Consider the following 16987-nt stretch of genomic DNA (forward strand, 5'->3'; position numbering starts at 1 on the left):
TTTCGGATGACCAGCGACATTCTCGACAAGATCAGTTTCGATTCGCACGGCCTCGTTCCCGCGATCGCCCAGCAGCATGACACCGGCGAGGTGCTGATGATGGCCTGGATGAATGCCGACGCCGTTCTCGAGACGCTGGAAACGGGACAGGTCTGCTACTGGTCGCGCTCGCGCCAGTCGCTCTGGCGCAAGGGGGAAACCTCCGGCCATGTGCAGCAGCTCGTCGATTTCCGCATCGATTGCGACGGCGACACATTGCTCCTGCTTGTCGAGCAGACCGGCGTCGCCTGCCATACCGGCCGCCATAACTGCTTCTTCACCAGCATCCGGGACGGCAAGGCGGAGATCATCAGCGACGTCGAGATCTCCCCCGAAGCGATGTACGGGCAGAAGACACCGGGCCCATGACCATCTCACCGGCAGAGATCGAGGTTATCCTGCTGTCGCTGAAAGTCGCGATCTGGTGCGTCGCCGTGTCCTTCATCCCGGCGCTGCTGGTCGCCTGGCTCCTCGCCCGCCGCGACTTCTACGGCAAGACGCTGGTGACCGTCCTTGTCCATCTGCCGATTTTCCTGCCGCCCGTCGTCGTCGGCTATTTCCTGCTCGTCACCCTCGGCAACCGCGGCGTCATCGGCGGCTGGCTGCATGAGCAGTTCGGCATCTCGCTGATCTTCAACTGGAAGGGCGTCGTCGCGGCCACCGCGGTCATGGCCTTTCCCTTCATCGTCCGCGCCCTCCGCCAGGCGATCGAGGCGGTCGATAAGAATCTCGAGGTGGCGGCCCTGACCCTCGGCCGCTCGCCGCTCATGGTCTTCCTCACCATCACGCTGCCGCTGATTGCGCCGGGCATCCTCGCCGGGATTACCCTGGGATTCGCCAAGGCGCTCGGCGAGTTCGGCGCGACCATCACCTTCGTCGCCAATATCCCGGGCGAGACGCAGACGCTGCCGCTCGCCATCTTCACGCTGCTGCAGACGCCGGATGCGGAAAGCGCGCTCTGGCGCCTCGTCATCGTCTCGGTTCTTCTCGCCTTCGCCGCCATCGCGCTCTCTGAATGGCTGGCCCGCCGCTCCCAGGCGCGGCTGGGAGGGCGCTGATGCTCGATATCCGGCTCAGGAAACAGCTGGGGGACTTCACCCTCGACGTCGCCTTCACCGCCGAAAGCGGGCTGACCGCGCTGTTCGGCCCCTCCGGCGCGGGAAAGACCCTGATCGCGCAGATGATTGCCGGGCTCCTCCCCCCGGACGAGGGGCATGTCCGCATCGGCGAGCGCCTGTTGTTCGACAGCGAGAAGAAAATCAACATCCCCGTGCAGCGGCGCAATATCGGCTTCGTCTTCCAGGAACATCGCCTGTTCCCGCATTATACCGTGCGCGGCAACCTCGACTATGGGAAGGGACGGCCGCGCAAGGCGGGCAGGATCCCGTTCCAGCGCGTCGTCGACATCCTCGGGATCGGCGATCTGCTGGGCCGCAAGCCGGCCTCGCTCTCGGGTGGGGAGCGCCAGCGCGTCGCCATTGGCCGCGCTGTCCTCAGCAATCCGGGCATGCTGATCATGGATGAGCCGCTGTCCAGCCTCGACGAGGGGCGCAAAAGCGAAATCCTGCCGCTGATCGAGGAGCTGAAATCCGAGTTCAATATCACGACGCTCTATATCTCCCATTCGATCGGGGAGATCACCCGCCTCGCCGATACGCTGCTGCTGCTCGACAAGGGGGAGATGAAGGCGACGGGCCAGACGGCGGATATCTTCAGCCGTCTCTATCTGATGCCCTATGCGGGCGGCCCCGAAGCCGGAACACTGGTCGAGGCGACGGTCGCCGATTACGACCGCAGCCATCATATGCTGATCCTCGATACGCCGGGCGGCGGGCGGCTCTATCTTATCGGCGATGAGAAGGAGGTCGGCACGCCGATGCGCCTGCGCATCCGGGCCAGCGACGTCGCCATCTCGCTCAAGAAACCGGCCGGCCTCTCCATCCTCAACCGCTTCAAGGGGGAAGTTGCCGACAATTGCGCCGGCGCGCCGGGGATGGAGGAACTGCTGCTCGACGTCGGCTTTCCGCTGGCCGCGCGCATCACCCGCAAATCCTTCGAGGAAATGGGTCTGAGGAAGGGAACGCCGGTCTGGGCGCTGGTGAAAGCCGTGACGATCAGCCGATCCTGACCCCGCTCTAGCGCCCGCTCTGCCCCGATGTCATGGCGAGCGTCTTGATATAATCCTCGATCGCCGCCTTGTCCTTGAGATAGAGCGTCTTTCCCTTTTTCAGCACCATGCCTTCGTGGGACAGCTGCCCCAGCACCCGGGCGACGGTCTCGCGCATTGTCGAGACACGGCTCGCGATCACGCTCTGGGTCGGCATCGGATAAATCAGCCAGCTGCCCGCCGTCACCGGATCCGGTTCGGCCATGCGCAGAAGTTCCTGGCAGACCCGCTGCACCGCACCGAGGGTCGAGAGATCGAGGATGCGATCGTCGTTGATTCGGATGATCCGCACCAGCCGTTGCAGCACCGACATCATGATCGGCGGGTTCTGCAGCAGCAGCTCCTGGAACAGCTCTGGGCTGAGGCTGGCCAGCAGGCAGCGCGTATTCGCCACCACATTGGCCGAACGCGCATGCCCGTCGATCGCCGACAGTTCGCCGAAATACTGCCCCTCCCCGACGGTGGCGTAGGTCACCTCGCGGCCCGAGACGCCGTAATTGACGATATTGACGCTGCCGTTCACCACGAAATACATATCGCGGCTGTCGGTGGAGCGTTCGAGAATCTGTTCATGCGCGCCGAATGTCCGCCAGACGCATTTCGCCGCGATGGCCGCCCGCTCCTGCGCCGACAGCCCCTTCAGCAATTCGATATTGTCGAGATTTTGCATATCCCCCGGACCCCAGTCCCCCTTGTCCCCCAAGACCGATGCAGACTATAAAGGATAAAATTGAAAATCAAAACAGTAAGCTAAGGGTGGAATTTGGCGGAGACAATCTGGATCAGGGAGCCGCTGGCCTCACTCAACGCCGCCGCGGCCGGCGGGGTCGTCATCCGCGGGCAGCGGATCGCGGAGCTGGTGCCCAAGGGCGGCCGGCCGACGTTCGCCGAGGGCGAGAAACCGGTGATCTTCGATGCCTCGCGCCATGTGCTGCTTCCCGGCCTGATCAATACCCATCATCATTTCTACCAGACCCTGACCCGCGCCTGCCCCGCCGCGCTCAACAAGCCGCTGTTTCCCTGGCTGCAGGCGCTCTATCCGGTCTGGGCGCGGCTGGATGAGGAGATGATGGCCGCCGCCTCCCGCCTCGCGCTCGCGGAACTTCTCCTCTCGGGCTGCACCACTGCCGCCGATCATCATTACCTGTTCCCGGAAAAGCTGCTCGATGCCATCGACATCCAGGTGGCGGAGGCGGCGTCCCTCGGCGTCCGGGTGCATCTCACCCGCGGTTCCATGAGCCTGGGCGAGGATCAGGGTGGCCTGCCGCCGCAATCGACGGTGCAGGAGGAGGACGTCATCCTGGCCGACAGTAAGCGGCTGATCACCCGCTATCACGATGCAAAACCGGGCGCGATGACGCAGATCGCGCTCGCCCCCTGCTCCCCCTTCTCGGTCAGCACGGATTTGATGGCAGAGTCCGCCCGCCTCGCCCGCGTCCACGACGTGCGGCTGCATACCCATCTCGCCGAAACCCATGACGAGACGGCCTTTTGCGAGAAGATGTTCGGCCTGCGCCCCGTCGATTATCTCGAGAAGGTCGGCTGGCTGGCGGATGACGTCTGGCTCGCCCATGGCATCCATTTCAACGATGCGGAAATTGCGCGGCTCGGGCGCGCCGGGGTCGGCATCACTCATTGCCCGTCGTCGAACATGATTCTCTCGTCGGGCATCGCCCGCACGCTGGAGCTGGAGCGGGCCGGATCGCCGGTCGGCCTCGGCGTCGACGGCTCCGCCTCCAACGATGGCTCGAACATGATCCAGGAAGTGCGGCAGGCGCTGCTCCTGCAACGGCTGCGCTATCCGGCGGGCGAGGTCACGCACCAGGCCGCCTACCGCTGGGCGACGGAAGGCTCCGCCCGCTGCCTCGGCCGCGACGATATCGGACGGCTCGAGGTCGGGATGCAGGCCGATCTCGCCCTTTTCCGCCTTGACGAGCCGCGCTTCTCCGGCGCCGGCGATCCGCTGGCCGCCCTGCTCCTCTGCGGGGCGAGCCGCGCCGATCATGTGATGGTGGCCGGGCAATGGCGGGTAACGGGCGGCGAAATTCCCGGCCTCGACCTTGCCGCCCTGATGGCGCATCACCAGTCGCTCGGCGATAAATTGCAGGCGGGGGCCGCATGACCAGGCCGACGAAAGCCGATCCGTCCCTCGCCGCGCTGTTCAAAAAGCTCGACCTCAAGGCGAAATCGCTGCTCGTCACCGTCTGGGGCGATTGCGTCTCGCCGCATGGCGGCACCGTCTGGCTCGGCAGTCTGATCACGCTGGTCGAGCCGCTCGGCCTCAACGAGCGGGTGGTCCGCACCGCAGTCTTCCGCCTGCAGAAGGAAGGACTGCTGTCCTCCAAACAGATCGGCCGCAAAAGCTTCTACAGCCTGACCCGGACCGGACAGCACCGCTTCGCCGAGGCGACGACGCGCATCTATGCCGCCGGGGACATTCCGTGGAATGGAAAATGGCTCTTCCTGTTCGTCGCCCGCCGCGACCTTGCGGATGCCGACCGGCGCAAGCTGGAGACGGAGCTCGGCTGGCTCGGCTTCGGCGATCTCGGCGCGGGCATCCATGCCCATCCGACGGCGACGGCGGCGAGTGTCGAGACGCTGCTCACCGATCTCGACCTCACGGGCAAGGTGACCCTGCTGAGCGCCGAGGGGCCCGGCGATACCCCGTTCGACAGCCCGAATATTCTTGTCGCCAAGGGCTGGAACCTCAAGCATCTGGAGGCCGACTACGCCCGTTTCATCCGGCATTTCGGCAAGTTCGCGGCCGCCGGCGGCGGCGGTGGCGCCTGGGATGAAAAAAAATGTTTTATTATTCGCAGTCTCTTGGTGCATGATTACCGCAGGGTCCTGCTCAGGGACCCGATGCTGCCGGCGGAACTGCTGCCGGAGGGATGGAACGGCAACGAGGCGCGGAGCCTGTTCCGGGACATCTACGGCCAGGTCTGGGAGGGCGCCGAACAGCATCTGATGCGCGTACTTGAGAATGCAAACGGGAAGCTGCCTCCCGCTTCGGAGGAATTTAACGCCCGCTTCGGCGGCCTGAAACGGTAACAAAAAGAGTTAAAAAAATGGCAGGGTTGAAGATCTGTATTGTCGGCTCCGGGCCGGCGGGAATGTATACGGCGGGCGCCATCGTCAAGAAAAGCCCCGAAAGTCAGATAGATATCATCGACAAGCTGGCGACGCCTTACGGCCTGGTCCGCGCCGGGGTGGCGCCGGATCACCAGACGACGAAAAACGTCACCCGCGCCTATGACAAGGTGATGGAGAATGACAATGTCCGCTTCGTCGGCAATATCGGCCTGGGCAGCGATATCCCGCTCGCCAAGTTGCGCGAGATTTACGATATCGTCGTCATCGCCACCGGCACGCCGAAGGACCGTAGCCTCGGCATCCCCGGGGAGGACAAGGACGGCGTCTTCGGCGCGCAGACCTTCGTCTACTGGTATAACGGCCATCCGGAATTTGCCGACGCCGTGCCCAACCTCGATATCGAGACGGCGGCGGTGATCGGCAACGGCAATGTCGCCCTCGACGTGGCGCGCATCCTGATGCGGACGGCGGATGAAATGGCCGCCTCCGACCTCGCCGACCATGCCGCGGCGGAGATTTTCAAGAGCCCCCTCAAGTCCGTGCATGTGGTCGGGCGGCGGGCGCCGGAGAATGCGCAGTTTTCCTCCAAGGAGCTCAGCGAATTCGCCGAACTTATTTCCGCCAAACCCTATACCGACAAGACCCTCCTGCCCGACGAATTCACCTCCGAGGACAAGAAGGAGGAGCGCGTCGTCAACACCAATCTCGACCTGCTCCGGAGTTTCGAGCATATCACGCCCGGCGTGAAGGACCGCGCGATCTATCTCGATTTCCTGGCAAGCCCCGTCGAGATTCTCGGAGGCGACGCCATCACCGGCGTCCGCTTCGAGCGTAACAAGATCGTCGATGGCAAGGCCGTCGGCACCGGCGAGACCTACGAGATCGCCTGCCAGCTTCTCGTCTCCTGCATCGGATACGAGATGGGCATCCTCGAGGGGCTGCCCGTCGAGAAGGGCATCGTCCGCAATGACGAGGGGCGCGTCGCCGAGGGGCTCTATGTGGTCGGCTGGGCCAAGCGCGGACCCTCGGGCACCATCGGCACCAACCGCATCGACAGCCAGAATGTCGTCGAGCGGATGATGGAGGATTTCGCGGGCGGCGGCGATCCGGCGAAGGCGGGTCCGGCGGGCCTCGATGCCTGGTGCCGGGAGAAGGATATCCACGCCGTCTCCTTCGAGGACTGGAAGAAGATCGATGCCGCGGAAGTCGCCCGCGCCGGCGAAAAATCTCCGCGGAGGAAATTTGTCCGCACCCGTGATATGCTCTCTGTCGTAAAGGAACAAGGATAGCCATGCTGATTGCGCAGCTCAGCGATTGCCATATTGCGACCGCCGATGACGAATTTGCCAAACTCTATCGTCCCGCCGAGAAGCTGGTCGAGGCGGCGCGGCATGTGAACAGCAGCGTCAACCGGCCCGATCTGGTGTTCCTGACGGGCGATCTCGTGAATTCCGCGAAGCGCAAGGAATATGACGTCCTGAAAGAGATCCTGCCCGAATTCAAGATGCCGGTCTATCTGCTGCCCGGCAATCATGATGACTGCGCCCTCCTGCGCGCGCAATTTCCCGATCATGACTATCTGCCGAAAAGCGGGGATCTTTGCTATGCCGTCGATGGCTGGCCGCTGAAATTCATCTGTCTCGACACCAACCTGCATGGCAAGCCGCAAGGGTTCCTCGGCGAGGAGCAGCTCGCCTGGCTGGACCGCGAACTGGCGGTGGAGACGACGCGGCCGGTCGTCATCTTCATGCATCACCCGCCGTTCAGGACCGGGCTGGTCAGCATGGACGAGATGGGCCTCCTCGACCGGGCGGCCTTCGCCGAGGTGATTGACCGCCATGATCATATCGAGCGGATCCTCTGCGGCCATCTGCACCGCGCCATCCAGAAGCTGGTCGGCGGCGCGCTCGCCCAGTGCTGCCCCTCCACCTCGCATCAGGTCCGCCTGCTGCTCGGCGAGAAGAACGAGCTCGGCACGGCGTTCGAGCCGCCGGAATATCTCCTGCATTACTGGACCGAGACGGACGGCCTCGTCACCCACAGCGACTATGTGAAGGACTACAAGATCGCCTGGACCCTCAAGGACGGCGTCGTCTCGTAGGAAGCCGCGCCTAGAGCGCGGTGAGGCCCATCTGCCAGAAATCCGCTTCCAGCTTTGTCGCGGTGGCGAAGGTTTTGGAGAGGTCGGGAAAGCGGGCCTCGGTAAATCGTTTGACCGCCAGCGCGTCGATCTCCGCCGCCATGTCGGCAACCAGCTGCTGATAGTCATCGCCCGCATACATCTCGATCCAGGTGATATAGGGATTGCCCTCGATCTTCGTCTCGCGCGATTTGGCGAGCCGCGCCCCGATCTCCCCGTAGCCGATGGCGCAGGGGCTAAGCGCGACCATGAGGTCGAGCAGGTCGCCCGCCATGCCACGCTCCAGCACGAAACGGGTATAGGCGATATTTTCCGGCGCTTCCTCAAGGCTTTCCAGCTCCGACGCGGCAATGCCCCAGTCGGCGCAATAGCCCACATGCAGCTCCATCTCCATCTCGAGAATGGCCTTCACCCCGGCCAGCGCCGAGCGCATTTCGGCGAGATTGTCGGCCTTGTAGATGGCGAGCGCATAGGCCCGCGCGAACTGGATCAGGAAGAGATAGTCCTGCTTGAGATAATATTGAAAGGCAGCCTCGGGAAGGTCCCCCGTTTGCAGGCCCGCGACAAATTCATGACGGGTATAGGCGTCCCAGACCGGCCGGTTATCGGCCTTCAGACGTTCGAAAAGCCCCGCGGCCATCACAGCATCATGTTGTTGGATCCGCCGGGCAGGGTCACGACGAGATCGTCCAGCTCCTCGGTGATCTCGATCTGGCAGCCAAGGCGCGAGGTGCGCGTCAGGCCATAGGCGAGATCGAGCATGTCCTCCTCATCCTCGGTCGGGTCGGGCAGGCGCTCGAAATCCTCCTCCGAGACGATGATATGGCAGGTCGAGCAGGCAAGGCTCCCCTCGCAGGCGCCCTCAAGGTCGATATCGTTACGATGGGCGATTTCCAGGATTGTCATGCCAAGCGGCGCATCAACTTCCTGTCGGGTGCCGTCGGGCTTGATAAAGGTCATTTTCGGCATGCGGGCGTAAACTCCTGAACAACTTTCTTGTTTTTACCTATCCTGACGGCCGCCGACTGTCTAGGGTCAAGACTCAAATTTGGGCGATTTCCGCTTGTACAACCTGCCCCAGCTCTCGACAAGCCGGTCGATCTCCGCCGCGCGGGTGCCCCAGCCGAGGCTGATGCGGATGGCGGAGCCGGCGTCCTCATCGCTGGCGCCCATGGCTTTCAGCACATGGCTCGGCTTCACCTTGCCCGATGAGCAGGCCGACCCTGCGCTCACCGCGATGCCGTCAAGATCGAGGCTCATCACCTGCAGTTCCGCGGCAACCCCCGGCATCGAGACCGACGTGGTATTGGCGAGCCGCGCGGCCCTCCGGCCATAAATGTGGCTTTCGGGGGAAAGTTCAAGCAGCCGTGCCTCGAGAGAATCGCGAAGCCCGGCGAGGGCGGCGAAGCGATCGAGCTCGTCTTTGGCCAGCAGTGCCGCCTGCCCCATGCCGGCGATGGCGGCGACATTCTCGGTCCCGGCGCGGCGGCCGAGCTCCTGCCCGCCACCCTTCAGCAGCGGCGGAAGCGCGAGTCCTTCACGCAGGACAAGCGCGCCGATCCCCTGCGGCCCGCCGAACTTATGGGCGGAAACCGACATCATGTCGGCGCCAAGCGCGCGGAAATCAACGGGAATTTTCCCGACCGCCTGAATGGCGTCCGTATGCAGCAGGCCGCCCTGCTCATGGACCCGCGCGGCAATCTCGGCGATGGGCTGGATCACCCCGGTCTCGTTATTCGCGAGCATGACGGAGACGAGCGCCGGGGCGCCAGCGGCCGCGAGCAGCGCATCCAGCGCCGCCAGATCGACAAGACCGTCGGGATCGAGGGGAATGCGCGTCGCCTCCCCCGCGGCGGCGAGGACCGAATCATGCTCCCCGCCCGAGATGAAAAGCGGCCGGTCGGCGTGACTGCGAAGCGCGAAGTTGTTGGCTTCCGTCCCGCCGGAGGTGAAGATGATTTCCGGCGCCTTGCAACCGAGCAGGGATGCGAGGCAGCCCCGCGCCTCCTCGACGCGATTGCGCGCGCGGCGGCCCGCCTGATGGACGGAGGACGGATTGCCACCCTCGCGCAGGACCGCCAGCATGACCTCCATCACCTCGGGCCGGACCGGCGCAGTCGCGTTATAATCGAGGTAGACGGTATCGCTCATAAGGACAATCGGACGCGCCGGGGCGGTATCTGGTTAGAGGGTCAGGATTCCGTTTTTGCTTTGCTGGACGTGCGCGTCGCCGGTTTCTTCTTCGGCTTCAGCGCGATGGGAAGGTCCTGCTCGCGGCGCTCGTTCTCAAGCTCCTCGACGCGCATGGACAGCGACTGCACCTTGTCGAGAAGGCCGTCCATCACCTTAAACACCGGGTCGGGAAGATCGTGGTTGCCGACACCATAAGCGGCGAATCTCTCGTCCAGGCGGTCCTTTTTCGACGCATTGACGGCACGCGCGGGCACGCCGACGACCGTGGTATGGTCCGGCACATCCTTGAGCACGACAGAGTTCGCGCCGACGCGGGCGCATTTGCCGACGGTGATCGGGCCGATGATCTGCGCGCCGGAGGCGATGATGACGCCATCCTGCAGGGTCGGGTGGCGCTTGACGCCACGCTGGGAATCGGAATCGATCGACGGCGCGACCCCGCCGAGGGTCACATCGTGATACAGCGTCACATTATCGCCGATTTCCGCGGTTTCCCCGATGACCACGCCCATGCCATGGTCGATGAAGAACTTGCGGCCGATGACGGCGCCGGGATGGATTTCGATGCCGGTCACGAAGCGGCTGAACTGCGAGAGGAGGCGCGCGAGCAGGCGCCAGTTCCGCTCCCACAGCCAATGGGCGACGCGATGCAGGACGATGGCGTGAAAGCCCTGATAGAGCAGCGCGACCTCAAGTCGCGTCCGCGCCGCGGGGTCCCGTTCCATTACGCAGGTAATTTCTTCGCTAATATGCTTGAACATTTGCCCTTACCTTCTGTATTGTGCCGCTCTTGCAGCGGGAATCACAACAGGTTACCCAAGCGCCCATTAGTTAGAGATATATGTATATCACCGTAACCGTCAAGGATCGACTGAGCTTCCTGTGACGGCGCGCAACATAATCCGGACGGCGGGCACGAGCGGAAAAAGTGAGACTTGCAGCCGCCAGATCACGCAGAATTAGGAACCAGAAATTCAATGCCAGACGTTATTTTTAATGGACCCGAAGGACGCCTTGAAGGGCGCTATCATCATTCCAGCGATCCGAATGCCTCGCTCGCGCTGATCCTCCACCCGCATCCGCAATATGGCGGGGCCATGAATAACAAGGTTGTCTACAACCTCTTCACCACCTTCAAGAAGCGCGGCTTCTCGGTCCTCCGCTTCAATTTCCGCGGCGTCGGCCGCAGCCAGGGCGACTATGACCATGGCGTCGGGGAGCTGTCCGATGCCGCCGCCGCCCTCGACTGGATGCAGACCCACAACCCGAACGCCCCCGCCGTCTGGATCGGCGGTTTCTCCTTCGGCGCCTGGATCGCCATGCAGCTCTTGATGCGGCGGCCGGAGATTGCCGGGTTTATTTCCGTCGCCCCGCCTGCGAATATGTATGATTTCTCCTTCCTCGCCCCCTGCCCGTCGTCCGGCATCATCATCCATGGCGACCGCGACGTGCTGGTTCCGCGAAAAGATATCAAGAAGCTGGTCGAAAAGCTGAAGGCGCAGAAGGGCATCACTATCGATTATGATGAAATCCCCGAGGCCGACCATTTCTTCGAGAACAGCCTCGATCGCCTGATGGTCTCCGTCGATGATTATCTCGACATGCGGCTGAACGGCAGCGACGAAGAGTAAGGCTACGCCGACACCCGCGTTCCTGACGGGGCGGGATAGAGGCGTCCGCCGGTCATCGGCTCGGGTACGCCCGTCGTCGTCGGCAGGCTCAAGGGAAGGCCCCGCACACTCCGGACCGCGAGGAAGGCGAAAGCCTCCGCCTCCAGGTCATCGCCGCGCCAGCCGACCGCCTCGACAGGCTCGACCGGCGCCCCGACGACATTGGCGATCTCCCTGACCAGCACGGGGTTCTTGCGCCCGCCGCCGGTCAGCAGCCAGCGCGCCGGCGTTCCCGGCAGATGGGAAAGCGCCCGGCCGATACTCCCGCTCGTGAAGCGGAGCAAGGTCGCCGCGCCATTCTCAAGACCGAGCCAGGAGATCGCCCCGGCGACGTCGAACTGGTCGCGATCGAGGCTTTTCGGCGGTTTGAGATCGAAATATGGATGATCGAGCAGCTTGGCGAGCACCGCCTCGTCCGGCGTTCCCGCGGCGGCGATCTTTCCCCCCTCGTCAAAGGGCGCGCCGGTATGGCGGAGGATCCAGTCATCCATCAGGGCATTCGCCGGTCCGGTGTCGAAGGCGAGCACATCCTCCCCGTCGATATAGGTGACATTGCCCACCCCGCCGAGATTGAGCACCGCGAGCGGCCCCTCAAGATCTTTCGCCAGCGCCCGGTGATAGAGCGGCGCAAAGGGCGCCCCCTCCCCGCCCGCGGCGACATCCGCATGGCGGAATTCGGCAACCGTATCGATGCCCGTCAGTTCTGCCATCAGTTCGCCATCGCCGATCTGCACGGTGACGCGGTTGGCGGGATCGTGAAAGATTGTCTGGCCATGAAACCCGATCAGGTCGATATCGCCGGGCGTGAGGCCGTTTGCGGCGAGGAGCTGGCGCACGAAGTCCGCCTGCAGCGTCGTGAAATCGGCGATCAGCCCGGCCGGCGCGCCCTGCCGTCCAAGGCAGTCGCGAAGGCGCTGACGAAAGTCCGGATCATAGGGCGCGGAGCGGACGGGACCATGCTTGACCACCGTCTCGCCATCCGTCTCGATAATCGCCGCATCGACACCGTCGAGCGAGGTTCCGCTCATCAACCCGAGGGCGCGTAGCGGCCGATTTTCCACATCCGTCCGTTTATTCTGCATCAAATATCATCCCGCCCTTTAAAAACCCCGGCCACCTGTGCTAAACGATGGCGCTCTTTAACTCTCAAGTAACAGAAATTCGTCCCATGACCGAGATACGCTCAGATTTCCTGAAAGTCTTCACCGAACGCGGCTACCTGCACCAATGTACAGATTTGGACGCGCTGGATAAAGCTTTTGCTGACGAGATCGTCACCGCCTATATCGGTTTCGACTGCACGGCGAAGAGCCTGCATGCGGGCAGCCTGATGCAGATCATGATCCTGCGCCGGTTGCAGCAGGCGGGGCACAAGCCGATCGTGCTGATGGGCGGCGGGACGACGAAGGTCGGCGATCCCACGGGCCGCGATGAAAGCCGCCCGCTGATCACGGACGACACCATCCGGGAGAATATGGACGGCATCAAGAAGGTGTTTGAGAAATTCCTCACCTTCGGCGATGGCCCGACGGACGCGATCATGGTCAATAACGCGGACTGGCTCGACAAGCTGGAGTATATCCCTTTCCTGCGCGAATACGGGCCGCATTTCTCGATCAACCGCATGCTCACCTTCGACAGCGTGAAGCTGCGGCTGGAGCGCGAGGAATCGATGACCTTCCTCGAGTTCAACTACATGATCCTGCAGGCCTATGATTTCGTCGAGCTGATGAAGCAGTATAACTGCTCGCTGCAGATTGGCGGCTCGGACCAGTGGGGCAATATCGTCAACGGGGTCGAGCTTGGCCGCCGGACGAACGGCTTTTCGCTCTATGGCCTGACCTCGCCGCTGCTCACCACCTCCTCGGGCGCGAAGATGGGCAAGACCGCGGGCGGCGCCGTCTGGCTCAATGAAGACATGCTCTCGGCCTATGACTACTGGCAGTTCTGGCGCAATACCGAGGATGCCGATGTCGGCCGCTTCCTCCGTCTCTTCACCCAAATCCCGCTCGATGAAGTGGCACGGCTTGAAAAGCTCGAGGGGGCGGAGCTCAACGAGGCGAAGAAAATCCTCGCCGATGCCTGCACCGAGATGGCCCATGGCAAGGCGGCCGCCGCGGCCGCCGCCGAAACCGCGCGCCAGACCTTCGAGATGGGGCAGACATCGGAAGGCCTGCCAACGCTGGAGATTCCGAAAAGCGAGCTTGCCGACGGCATTCCCGCCGCGACGCTGTTCCAGCGGACGGGCCTCGCCCAGTCAACCTCGGAGGCGCGCAAGCTCATCAAGGGCGGCGGCGCGAGGCTGAATGACGAGAAAATCGACGACGAAAAGGCGGTGCTCAGCCTTGCCGATCTCGATGGCGAGGGCCGGATCAAGCTCTCCGCGGGCAAGAAGCGCCATTACCTGGTCCTGCCGGTCTGACGAGGGCGGCTACGGGCTCTGCCGGGCGTCGGGCTTGTTGGTCGAGGGCGGCTGGATATCCTCCTGGTCCCAGGGCTCGAAGAACATACGGCGCAGGATGCCGGGCGCCAGCGCCGAGACGGCGTTGACGCTCGTCTGTGGATCTTCGAGGCCGCCCGTCACCTTGTAGGAGAAGCCGAACACCCCCTCCCCCTTCTTGCCGACCAGCAGGGTGCCGATGATCGGAATATTGCCGAGAACGGAATTGAGCGTATAGGACGGGATCACCGTGCCATACATGTCGATCTTGTCGGCGGGCTGGTCGACGGTGCCGTTGAGCGTGATGCCGATGGAGCCGATGGCGCGGAAATCCCGCGTCGTGAAGAGGCCGTTTTCATAGGTGAAGGGCCCCTCCACCGTGGCGAAGACGATGCCGTCGCCGCGCAGCAGATCGACGATGCCGCCGAGCGAGCCCAGGGTCAGGATCTTGCCGAGGGTCGGCGCATTCACCACCCGCACATCCTTGATATCGATCGTCCCCTTCGCCGGGCGCGAGGGCTGGCTGTCGTCGATCTCGGCGACGAGCTTGAGTTTGCCGTCGCGCAAATCGTCGTAAAGGTCGAGCCCGCGGAACAGCGCGCCCGCGTCATCGGAGATAAAGGTCACCTGCCGCCCCTTGGCGGAGGGGTGGATTTCGAAATCGAAGCTTTTCTCGCCGGCGAACTGGCCCTTTGACATGCCATCGCGGATCAGGTTGCCCTCGACATTCATTTTCGCCGTCACCTTCTCCAGGGTGAGGTTCTGGTCGAGCAGCACCCGGTCCAGATCGACATCGATCTCGATCGTCCGGCTGCTCGTCTCCGGCCCGTCGATATCGACGGCGTTCAGGTCATAGGTGGCGACGACGAACGGCTTGAGGTCGAACTGCGCGCCCGTCACCCGGAGCTTCATCTGCCCTTCGGTGGCCTGGGTGAAGTCGATCGCGAGATCATTTTCGCCAAACCTGAGGTCCGGCATCACCAGGCTGGTGACGATTTCATTCGCCATCACCGCCGTGCCCGTCGCCGACAGGTCGCCCGCCTTCACCACGATATTCGAGATTGTCGTGACATCCTTGGCGGTCGAGCGGAAATCGGCGGTGAAGCTGCCCGCTTCCCCGGCCGGTTTCGTCCAGTGCAGCGTCTCCCCGGCGATAATGGTTTTGGTGAGATCGACGCGGATATCGCCGCTGGCGCTGCCGTCGGGTACGGTCTCGAGCGTCACATCCGCGGTGAGCGGCCCGACAAGATAGGGCGTTTCAAGATGCAGCGCCTTGCGATCCGCATCGCTTGGCGTCGCGGTGAGGACATAGCGGCGGTATCCCTCCTTCGCGCCGGTGAACCAGCTTTTTGCATTGATCTTCGCCGGCACGCCGTTAAGCGCCGCCGTTCCCGTCACATCGATGCCCTTCGGATCGACCGCGACCTTGAGCTTGCCGTCCGTGAGGTTGACGTCCTTGGCGACATCCGGGATCGCGGCGCCGGTGAAATCGCCCTTGGCGGCGTAGTCGACCTTCTCCAGCGTCAGGTCAAAGCGCAGCGGAAATTTGAAGGAGGCATCGACCGTTCCCGTTCCCGCCATCGCCGAAGGGACGATGCCGTAGGGCGAGGCGAGGCCGAGCGGCTCGAGATCGAGGAAGGTGAAAATCTCCTTGCTGCTGCCCGTCACCCGGATCGCGATATCGGCGAGCTGGTCATATTTGTCGAAATCGCTGATGATCACCTTGTCGGAGGTGACGTCGAGGCTGCCGAGCTTGCCGGTGAGGCCGCTGATCGTAATCCCGGTTTCGGTGAGGACCGCGCTGCCGCTGATATCCGTCACCTTGGGCAGCGGCGCATAATAATCGGCCGAGGTGCCGTCGAGGTCGAATTTCAGGACCACGGCCTCCTTCGGGATGTCCCCGCCATCCAGCGCGCCGGGCGGTAGGTCAATGGTGAAGGTTCCACGCGGGACCATGCCGTCCCGGATATTCTTGGTCACCCAGTCATAGCCGTTGCTGGCCATGGAATAGGGCCAGAACCGCGCGAGGTCATTCACCGTCAGATTGGCGAGATCTCCGTTGAGCGAGAGACCCATGCCCGCCTCCGCGATGTCGATCGCCCCGGCCATCTTGATGGTCGCGCCGAGGGTTTCCGCCGTCACCGTCTCCAGCGTAACCCTGGTGAAATCCCCGGACACCTGACCGGCGACGGACAGGCTTGTGACAGGGAGCGGCTGCTTGTAGAGGTCGGGCAGATCGATGCGGCCTTCGCCGGCCTTCACATCGAAGCCGAGCGTATCGAAACTGAAGGCCTCGTCGAGATCGAGATTTATATGACCGGTGAGGGTGAGATCGATGCCCTTCAGGATTTCCAGCTCCGCCGCCTGCGCGCCGACCAGCGGCAGCGGCAGGTCATTGAACTGGCCGTCGATCTGCGTGCGCTTGAGCTCCCGGTCATAGTCGCCGAGGGCGACCAGGGTGACATTTTCGTTGCCGATCTTCAGCGTCCCGCTCGCCTGCCCGCGCAGGCCCCGGTCCTCGCGCCAGACAAACACATCGGCGCCGGCCACCCGCCAGAAACGCCCCAGGATCTCATCTTCGATAAAGACGGCCGAATCATAAACCTCCAGCCGCGTCAGATAGCCGGTCAGGCTCGACGGGTCCGGTTCCGCGCTCAGTTCCTTCAGGATATTGAGATATCCCTCCCGCACGGCGGCCTCCTCGGCTTCGTCCGGGGTTCTTTCCGCGAACTGGCCGCTGGTCCCGTCTTCCTCCATCAGGCTATTGTCATAGCCGAAGGTGATTTCGCCCGCCGCGTTCCGGGTCAGGCGAATTTTCAGCCCGGTAAATTCCAGCTCCGCCGGGGCGATCCGGCCGCGCAGCAGCGCCGCGCCGCTGAACACCACCGTGACATCGGGGATCGAGGCGACTTTCCGCCGCGCGTCGGAAATTTCCAGATTATCGACCGCCACCACCAGATTCTTGTCGCGACCATTCCATTCCAGTCCCAGGCGGCTGAACCCGAATTTCACCTCCGGATATTGCGCCTCCAGGATCTGCACGACATAGGGCTCGATAAAGGAGAGCGACAGGGGCCCGCGCGACAGTCCGGCGGCCAGGGCCAGCGCGGCGATAAACACAAGGACGACGATCCCCATCAGGGTGCGGTACAGTAATCTTGAAGTTGTTCTAACCAATTGAAAATTTCGCTTTGAATAACGCTTGTATTAAAAATGCCTGTCCCGATAATTGTCGCTATTATCGT

The 16987-nt window shown here is 63.2% G+C and carries 16 protein-coding genes; 9 read left to right on the plus strand and 7 right to left on the minus strand.

Annotated features, from left to right (window positions below):
* Nucleotides 1-6 precede the first annotated feature (6 nt).
* From hisI to modC, 3 genes are read left to right on the plus strand one after another with little or no spacing between them, the layout of a single operon-like run.
* Nucleotides 7-408 (plus strand): phosphoribosyl-AMP cyclohydrolase, encoded by a 402-nt coding sequence (gene hisI, locus GQF03_RS03360; RefSeq protein WP_161337760.1) that lies wholly within the window; start codon nt 7-9, stop codon nt 406-408.
* Nucleotides 405-1097 carry a molybdate ABC transporter permease subunit gene (modB, locus tag GQF03_RS03365; protein ID WP_161337761.1) on the plus strand — a complete coding sequence of 231 codons (693 nt, stop codon included), beginning with the start codon at nt 405-407 and terminating at the stop codon, nt 1095-1097. The genes hisI and modB overlap by 4 nt, the downstream gene beginning before the upstream one ends.
* Nucleotides 1097-2167 carry a molybdenum ABC transporter ATP-binding protein gene (gene modC, locus GQF03_RS03370; RefSeq protein WP_161337762.1) on the plus strand — a complete coding sequence of 357 codons (1071 nt, stop codon included), beginning with the start codon at nt 1097-1099 and terminating at the stop codon, nt 2165-2167. The genes modB and modC overlap by 1 nt, the downstream gene beginning before the upstream one ends.
* A gap of 7 nt (nt 2168-2174) precedes the next feature.
* Here the strand turns inward: modC and GQF03_RS03375 are convergent, their stop codons facing one another.
* Nucleotides 2175-2876 carry a Crp/Fnr family transcriptional regulator gene (locus GQF03_RS03375; RefSeq protein ID WP_161337763.1) on the minus strand — a complete coding sequence of 234 codons (702 nt, stop codon included), beginning with the start codon at nt 2874-2876 and terminating at the stop codon, nt 2175-2177.
* 93 nt (nt 2877-2969) lie between these two features.
* Between GQF03_RS03375 and GQF03_RS03380 the strand changes: the two genes are divergently transcribed.
* Genes GQF03_RS03380 through GQF03_RS03395 form a run of 4 tightly spaced genes read left to right on the plus strand, consistent with a single transcriptional unit; the run spans nt 2970 to nt 7400 of the window.
* The gene (locus tag GQF03_RS03380) at nt 2970-4328 is read left to right on the plus strand and encodes an 8-oxoguanine deaminase (protein ID WP_161337764.1); all 1359 of its coding nucleotides are present in this window, start codon (nt 2970-2972) and stop codon (nt 4326-4328) included.
* Nucleotides 4325-5257, plus strand: a complete 933-nt coding sequence (gene paaX / locus GQF03_RS03385; RefSeq protein ID WP_161337765.1) for a phenylacetic acid degradation operon negative regulatory protein PaaX — start codon at nt 4325-4327, stop codon at nt 5255-5257. Before GQF03_RS03380 ends, paaX begins: the two co-directional genes overlap by 4 nt.
* A 17-nt stretch (nt 5258-5274) precedes the next feature.
* Nucleotides 5275-6588, plus strand: a complete 1314-nt coding sequence (locus GQF03_RS03390) for an FAD-dependent oxidoreductase (protein ID WP_161337766.1) — start codon at nt 5275-5277, stop codon at nt 6586-6588.
* 2 nt (nt 6589-6590) lie between these two features.
* A complete protein-coding gene (locus tag GQF03_RS03395; protein WP_161337767.1) occupies nt 6591-7400 on the plus strand; it encodes a phosphodiesterase in 810 nt (269 codons plus the stop codon).
* 10 nt (nt 7401-7410) lie between these two features.
* Here GQF03_RS03395 and tenA read toward each other — a convergent pair whose 3' ends face one another.
* The 4 genes from tenA to cysE form a co-directional block, all read right to left on the minus strand.
* The gene (gene tenA, locus GQF03_RS03400) at nt 7411-8079 is read right to left on the minus strand and encodes a thiaminase II (RefSeq protein ID WP_161337768.1); all 669 of its coding nucleotides are present in this window, start codon (nt 8077-8079) and stop codon (nt 7411-7413) included.
* Nucleotides 8079-8408 (minus strand): ferredoxin family 2Fe-2S iron-sulfur cluster binding protein, encoded by a 330-nt coding sequence (locus tag GQF03_RS03405; protein ID WP_161337769.1) that lies wholly within the window; start codon nt 8406-8408, stop codon nt 8079-8081. Before GQF03_RS03405 ends, tenA begins: the two co-directional genes overlap by 1 nt.
* Nucleotides 8409-8474: 66 nt before the next feature.
* Complete coding sequence (locus GQF03_RS03410) at nt 8475-9590, minus strand: cysteine desulfurase family protein (protein ID WP_161337770.1); 1116 nt, start codon at nt 9588-9590, stop codon at nt 8475-8477.
* A 41-nt stretch (nt 9591-9631) separates the two neighbouring features.
* Nucleotides 9632-10393 (minus strand): serine O-acetyltransferase, encoded by a 762-nt coding sequence (gene cysE / locus GQF03_RS03415; protein WP_161337771.1) that lies wholly within the window; start codon nt 10391-10393, stop codon nt 9632-9634.
* 216 nt (nt 10394-10609) lie between these two features.
* On the opposite strand from cysE, the gene GQF03_RS03420 reads away from it, so the two are divergent.
* Entirely contained in the window at nt 10610-11263 is a 654-nt protein-coding gene (locus tag GQF03_RS03420) for an alpha/beta hydrolase (RefSeq protein WP_161337772.1), read from the plus strand.
* A gap of 2 nt (nt 11264-11265) precedes the next feature.
* Here GQF03_RS03420 and GQF03_RS03425 read toward each other — a convergent pair whose 3' ends face one another.
* Nucleotides 11266-12384, minus strand: coding sequence for an anhydro-N-acetylmuramic acid kinase (locus tag GQF03_RS03425; protein WP_161337773.1), 1119 nt, complete (start codon nt 12382-12384; stop codon nt 11266-11268).
* Nucleotides 12385-12470: 86 nt separating this feature from the next.
* Between GQF03_RS03425 and tyrS the strand changes: the two genes are divergently transcribed.
* Complete coding sequence (tyrS, locus tag GQF03_RS03430) at nt 12471-13724, plus strand: tyrosine--tRNA ligase (RefSeq protein ID WP_161337774.1); 1254 nt, start codon at nt 12471-12473, stop codon at nt 13722-13724.
* Nucleotides 13725-13733: 9 nt separating this feature from the next.
* Here tyrS and GQF03_RS03435 read toward each other — a convergent pair whose 3' ends face one another.
* Nucleotides 13734-16919 (minus strand): YhdP family protein, encoded by a 3186-nt coding sequence (locus tag GQF03_RS03435; RefSeq protein WP_161337775.1) that lies wholly within the window; start codon nt 16917-16919, stop codon nt 13734-13736.
* Nucleotides 16920-16987 lie beyond the last annotated feature (68 nt).

The organism is Sneathiella chungangensis (genome assembly GCF_009882935.1).
GTDB lineage: Bacteria > Pseudomonadota > Alphaproteobacteria > Sneathiellales > Sneathiellaceae > Sneathiella > Sneathiella chungangensis.

Bases quoted from the DNA above. Each gene is read 5' to 3' on its own strand.
- GQF03_RS03420 (WP_161337772.1), top strand. From the start codon at position 10,610: ATGCCAGACGTTATTTTTAATGGACCCGAAGGACGCCTTGAAGGGCGC.
- paaX (WP_161337765.1), top strand. From the start codon at position 4,325: ATGACCAGGCCGACGAAAGCCGATCCGTCCCTCGCCGCGCTGTTCAAA.
- cysE (WP_161337771.1), bottom strand. From the start codon at position 10,393: ATGTTCAAGCATATTAGCGAAGAAATTACCTGCGTAATGGAACGGGAC.
- tenA (WP_161337768.1), bottom strand. From the start codon at position 8,079: ATGGCCGCGGGGCTTTTCGAACGTCTGAAGGCCGATAACCGGCCGGTC.
- hisI (WP_161337760.1), top strand. From the start codon at position 7: ATGACCAGCGACATTCTCGACAAGATCAGTTTCGATTCGCACGGCCTC.
- GQF03_RS03390 (WP_161337766.1), top strand. From the start codon at position 5,275: ATGGCAGGGTTGAAGATCTGTATTGTCGGCTCCGGGCCGGCGGGAATG.
- modC (WP_161337762.1), top strand. From the start codon at position 1,097: ATGCTCGATATCCGGCTCAGGAAACAGCTGGGGGACTTCACCCTCGAC.
- GQF03_RS03405 (WP_161337769.1), bottom strand. From the start codon at position 8,408: ATGCCGAAAATGACCTTTATCAAGCCCGACGGCACCCGACAGGAAGTT.
- GQF03_RS03395 (WP_161337767.1), top strand. From the start codon at position 6,591: ATGCTGATTGCGCAGCTCAGCGATTGCCATATTGCGACCGCCGATGAC.
- GQF03_RS03425 (WP_161337773.1), bottom strand. From the start codon at position 12,384: ATGCAGAATAAACGGACGGATGTGGAAAATCGGCCGCTACGCGCCCTC.
- modB (WP_161337761.1), top strand. From the start codon at position 405: ATGACCATCTCACCGGCAGAGATCGAGGTTATCCTGCTGTCGCTGAAA.
- GQF03_RS03410 (WP_161337770.1), bottom strand. From the start codon at position 9,590: ATGAGCGATACCGTCTACCTCGATTATAACGCGACTGCGCCGGTCCGG.
- GQF03_RS03375 (WP_161337763.1), bottom strand. From the start codon at position 2,876: ATGCAAAATCTCGACAATATCGAATTGCTGAAGGGGCTGTCGGCGCAG.
- tyrS (WP_161337774.1), top strand. From the start codon at position 12,471: ATGACCGAGATACGCTCAGATTTCCTGAAAGTCTTCACCGAACGCGGC.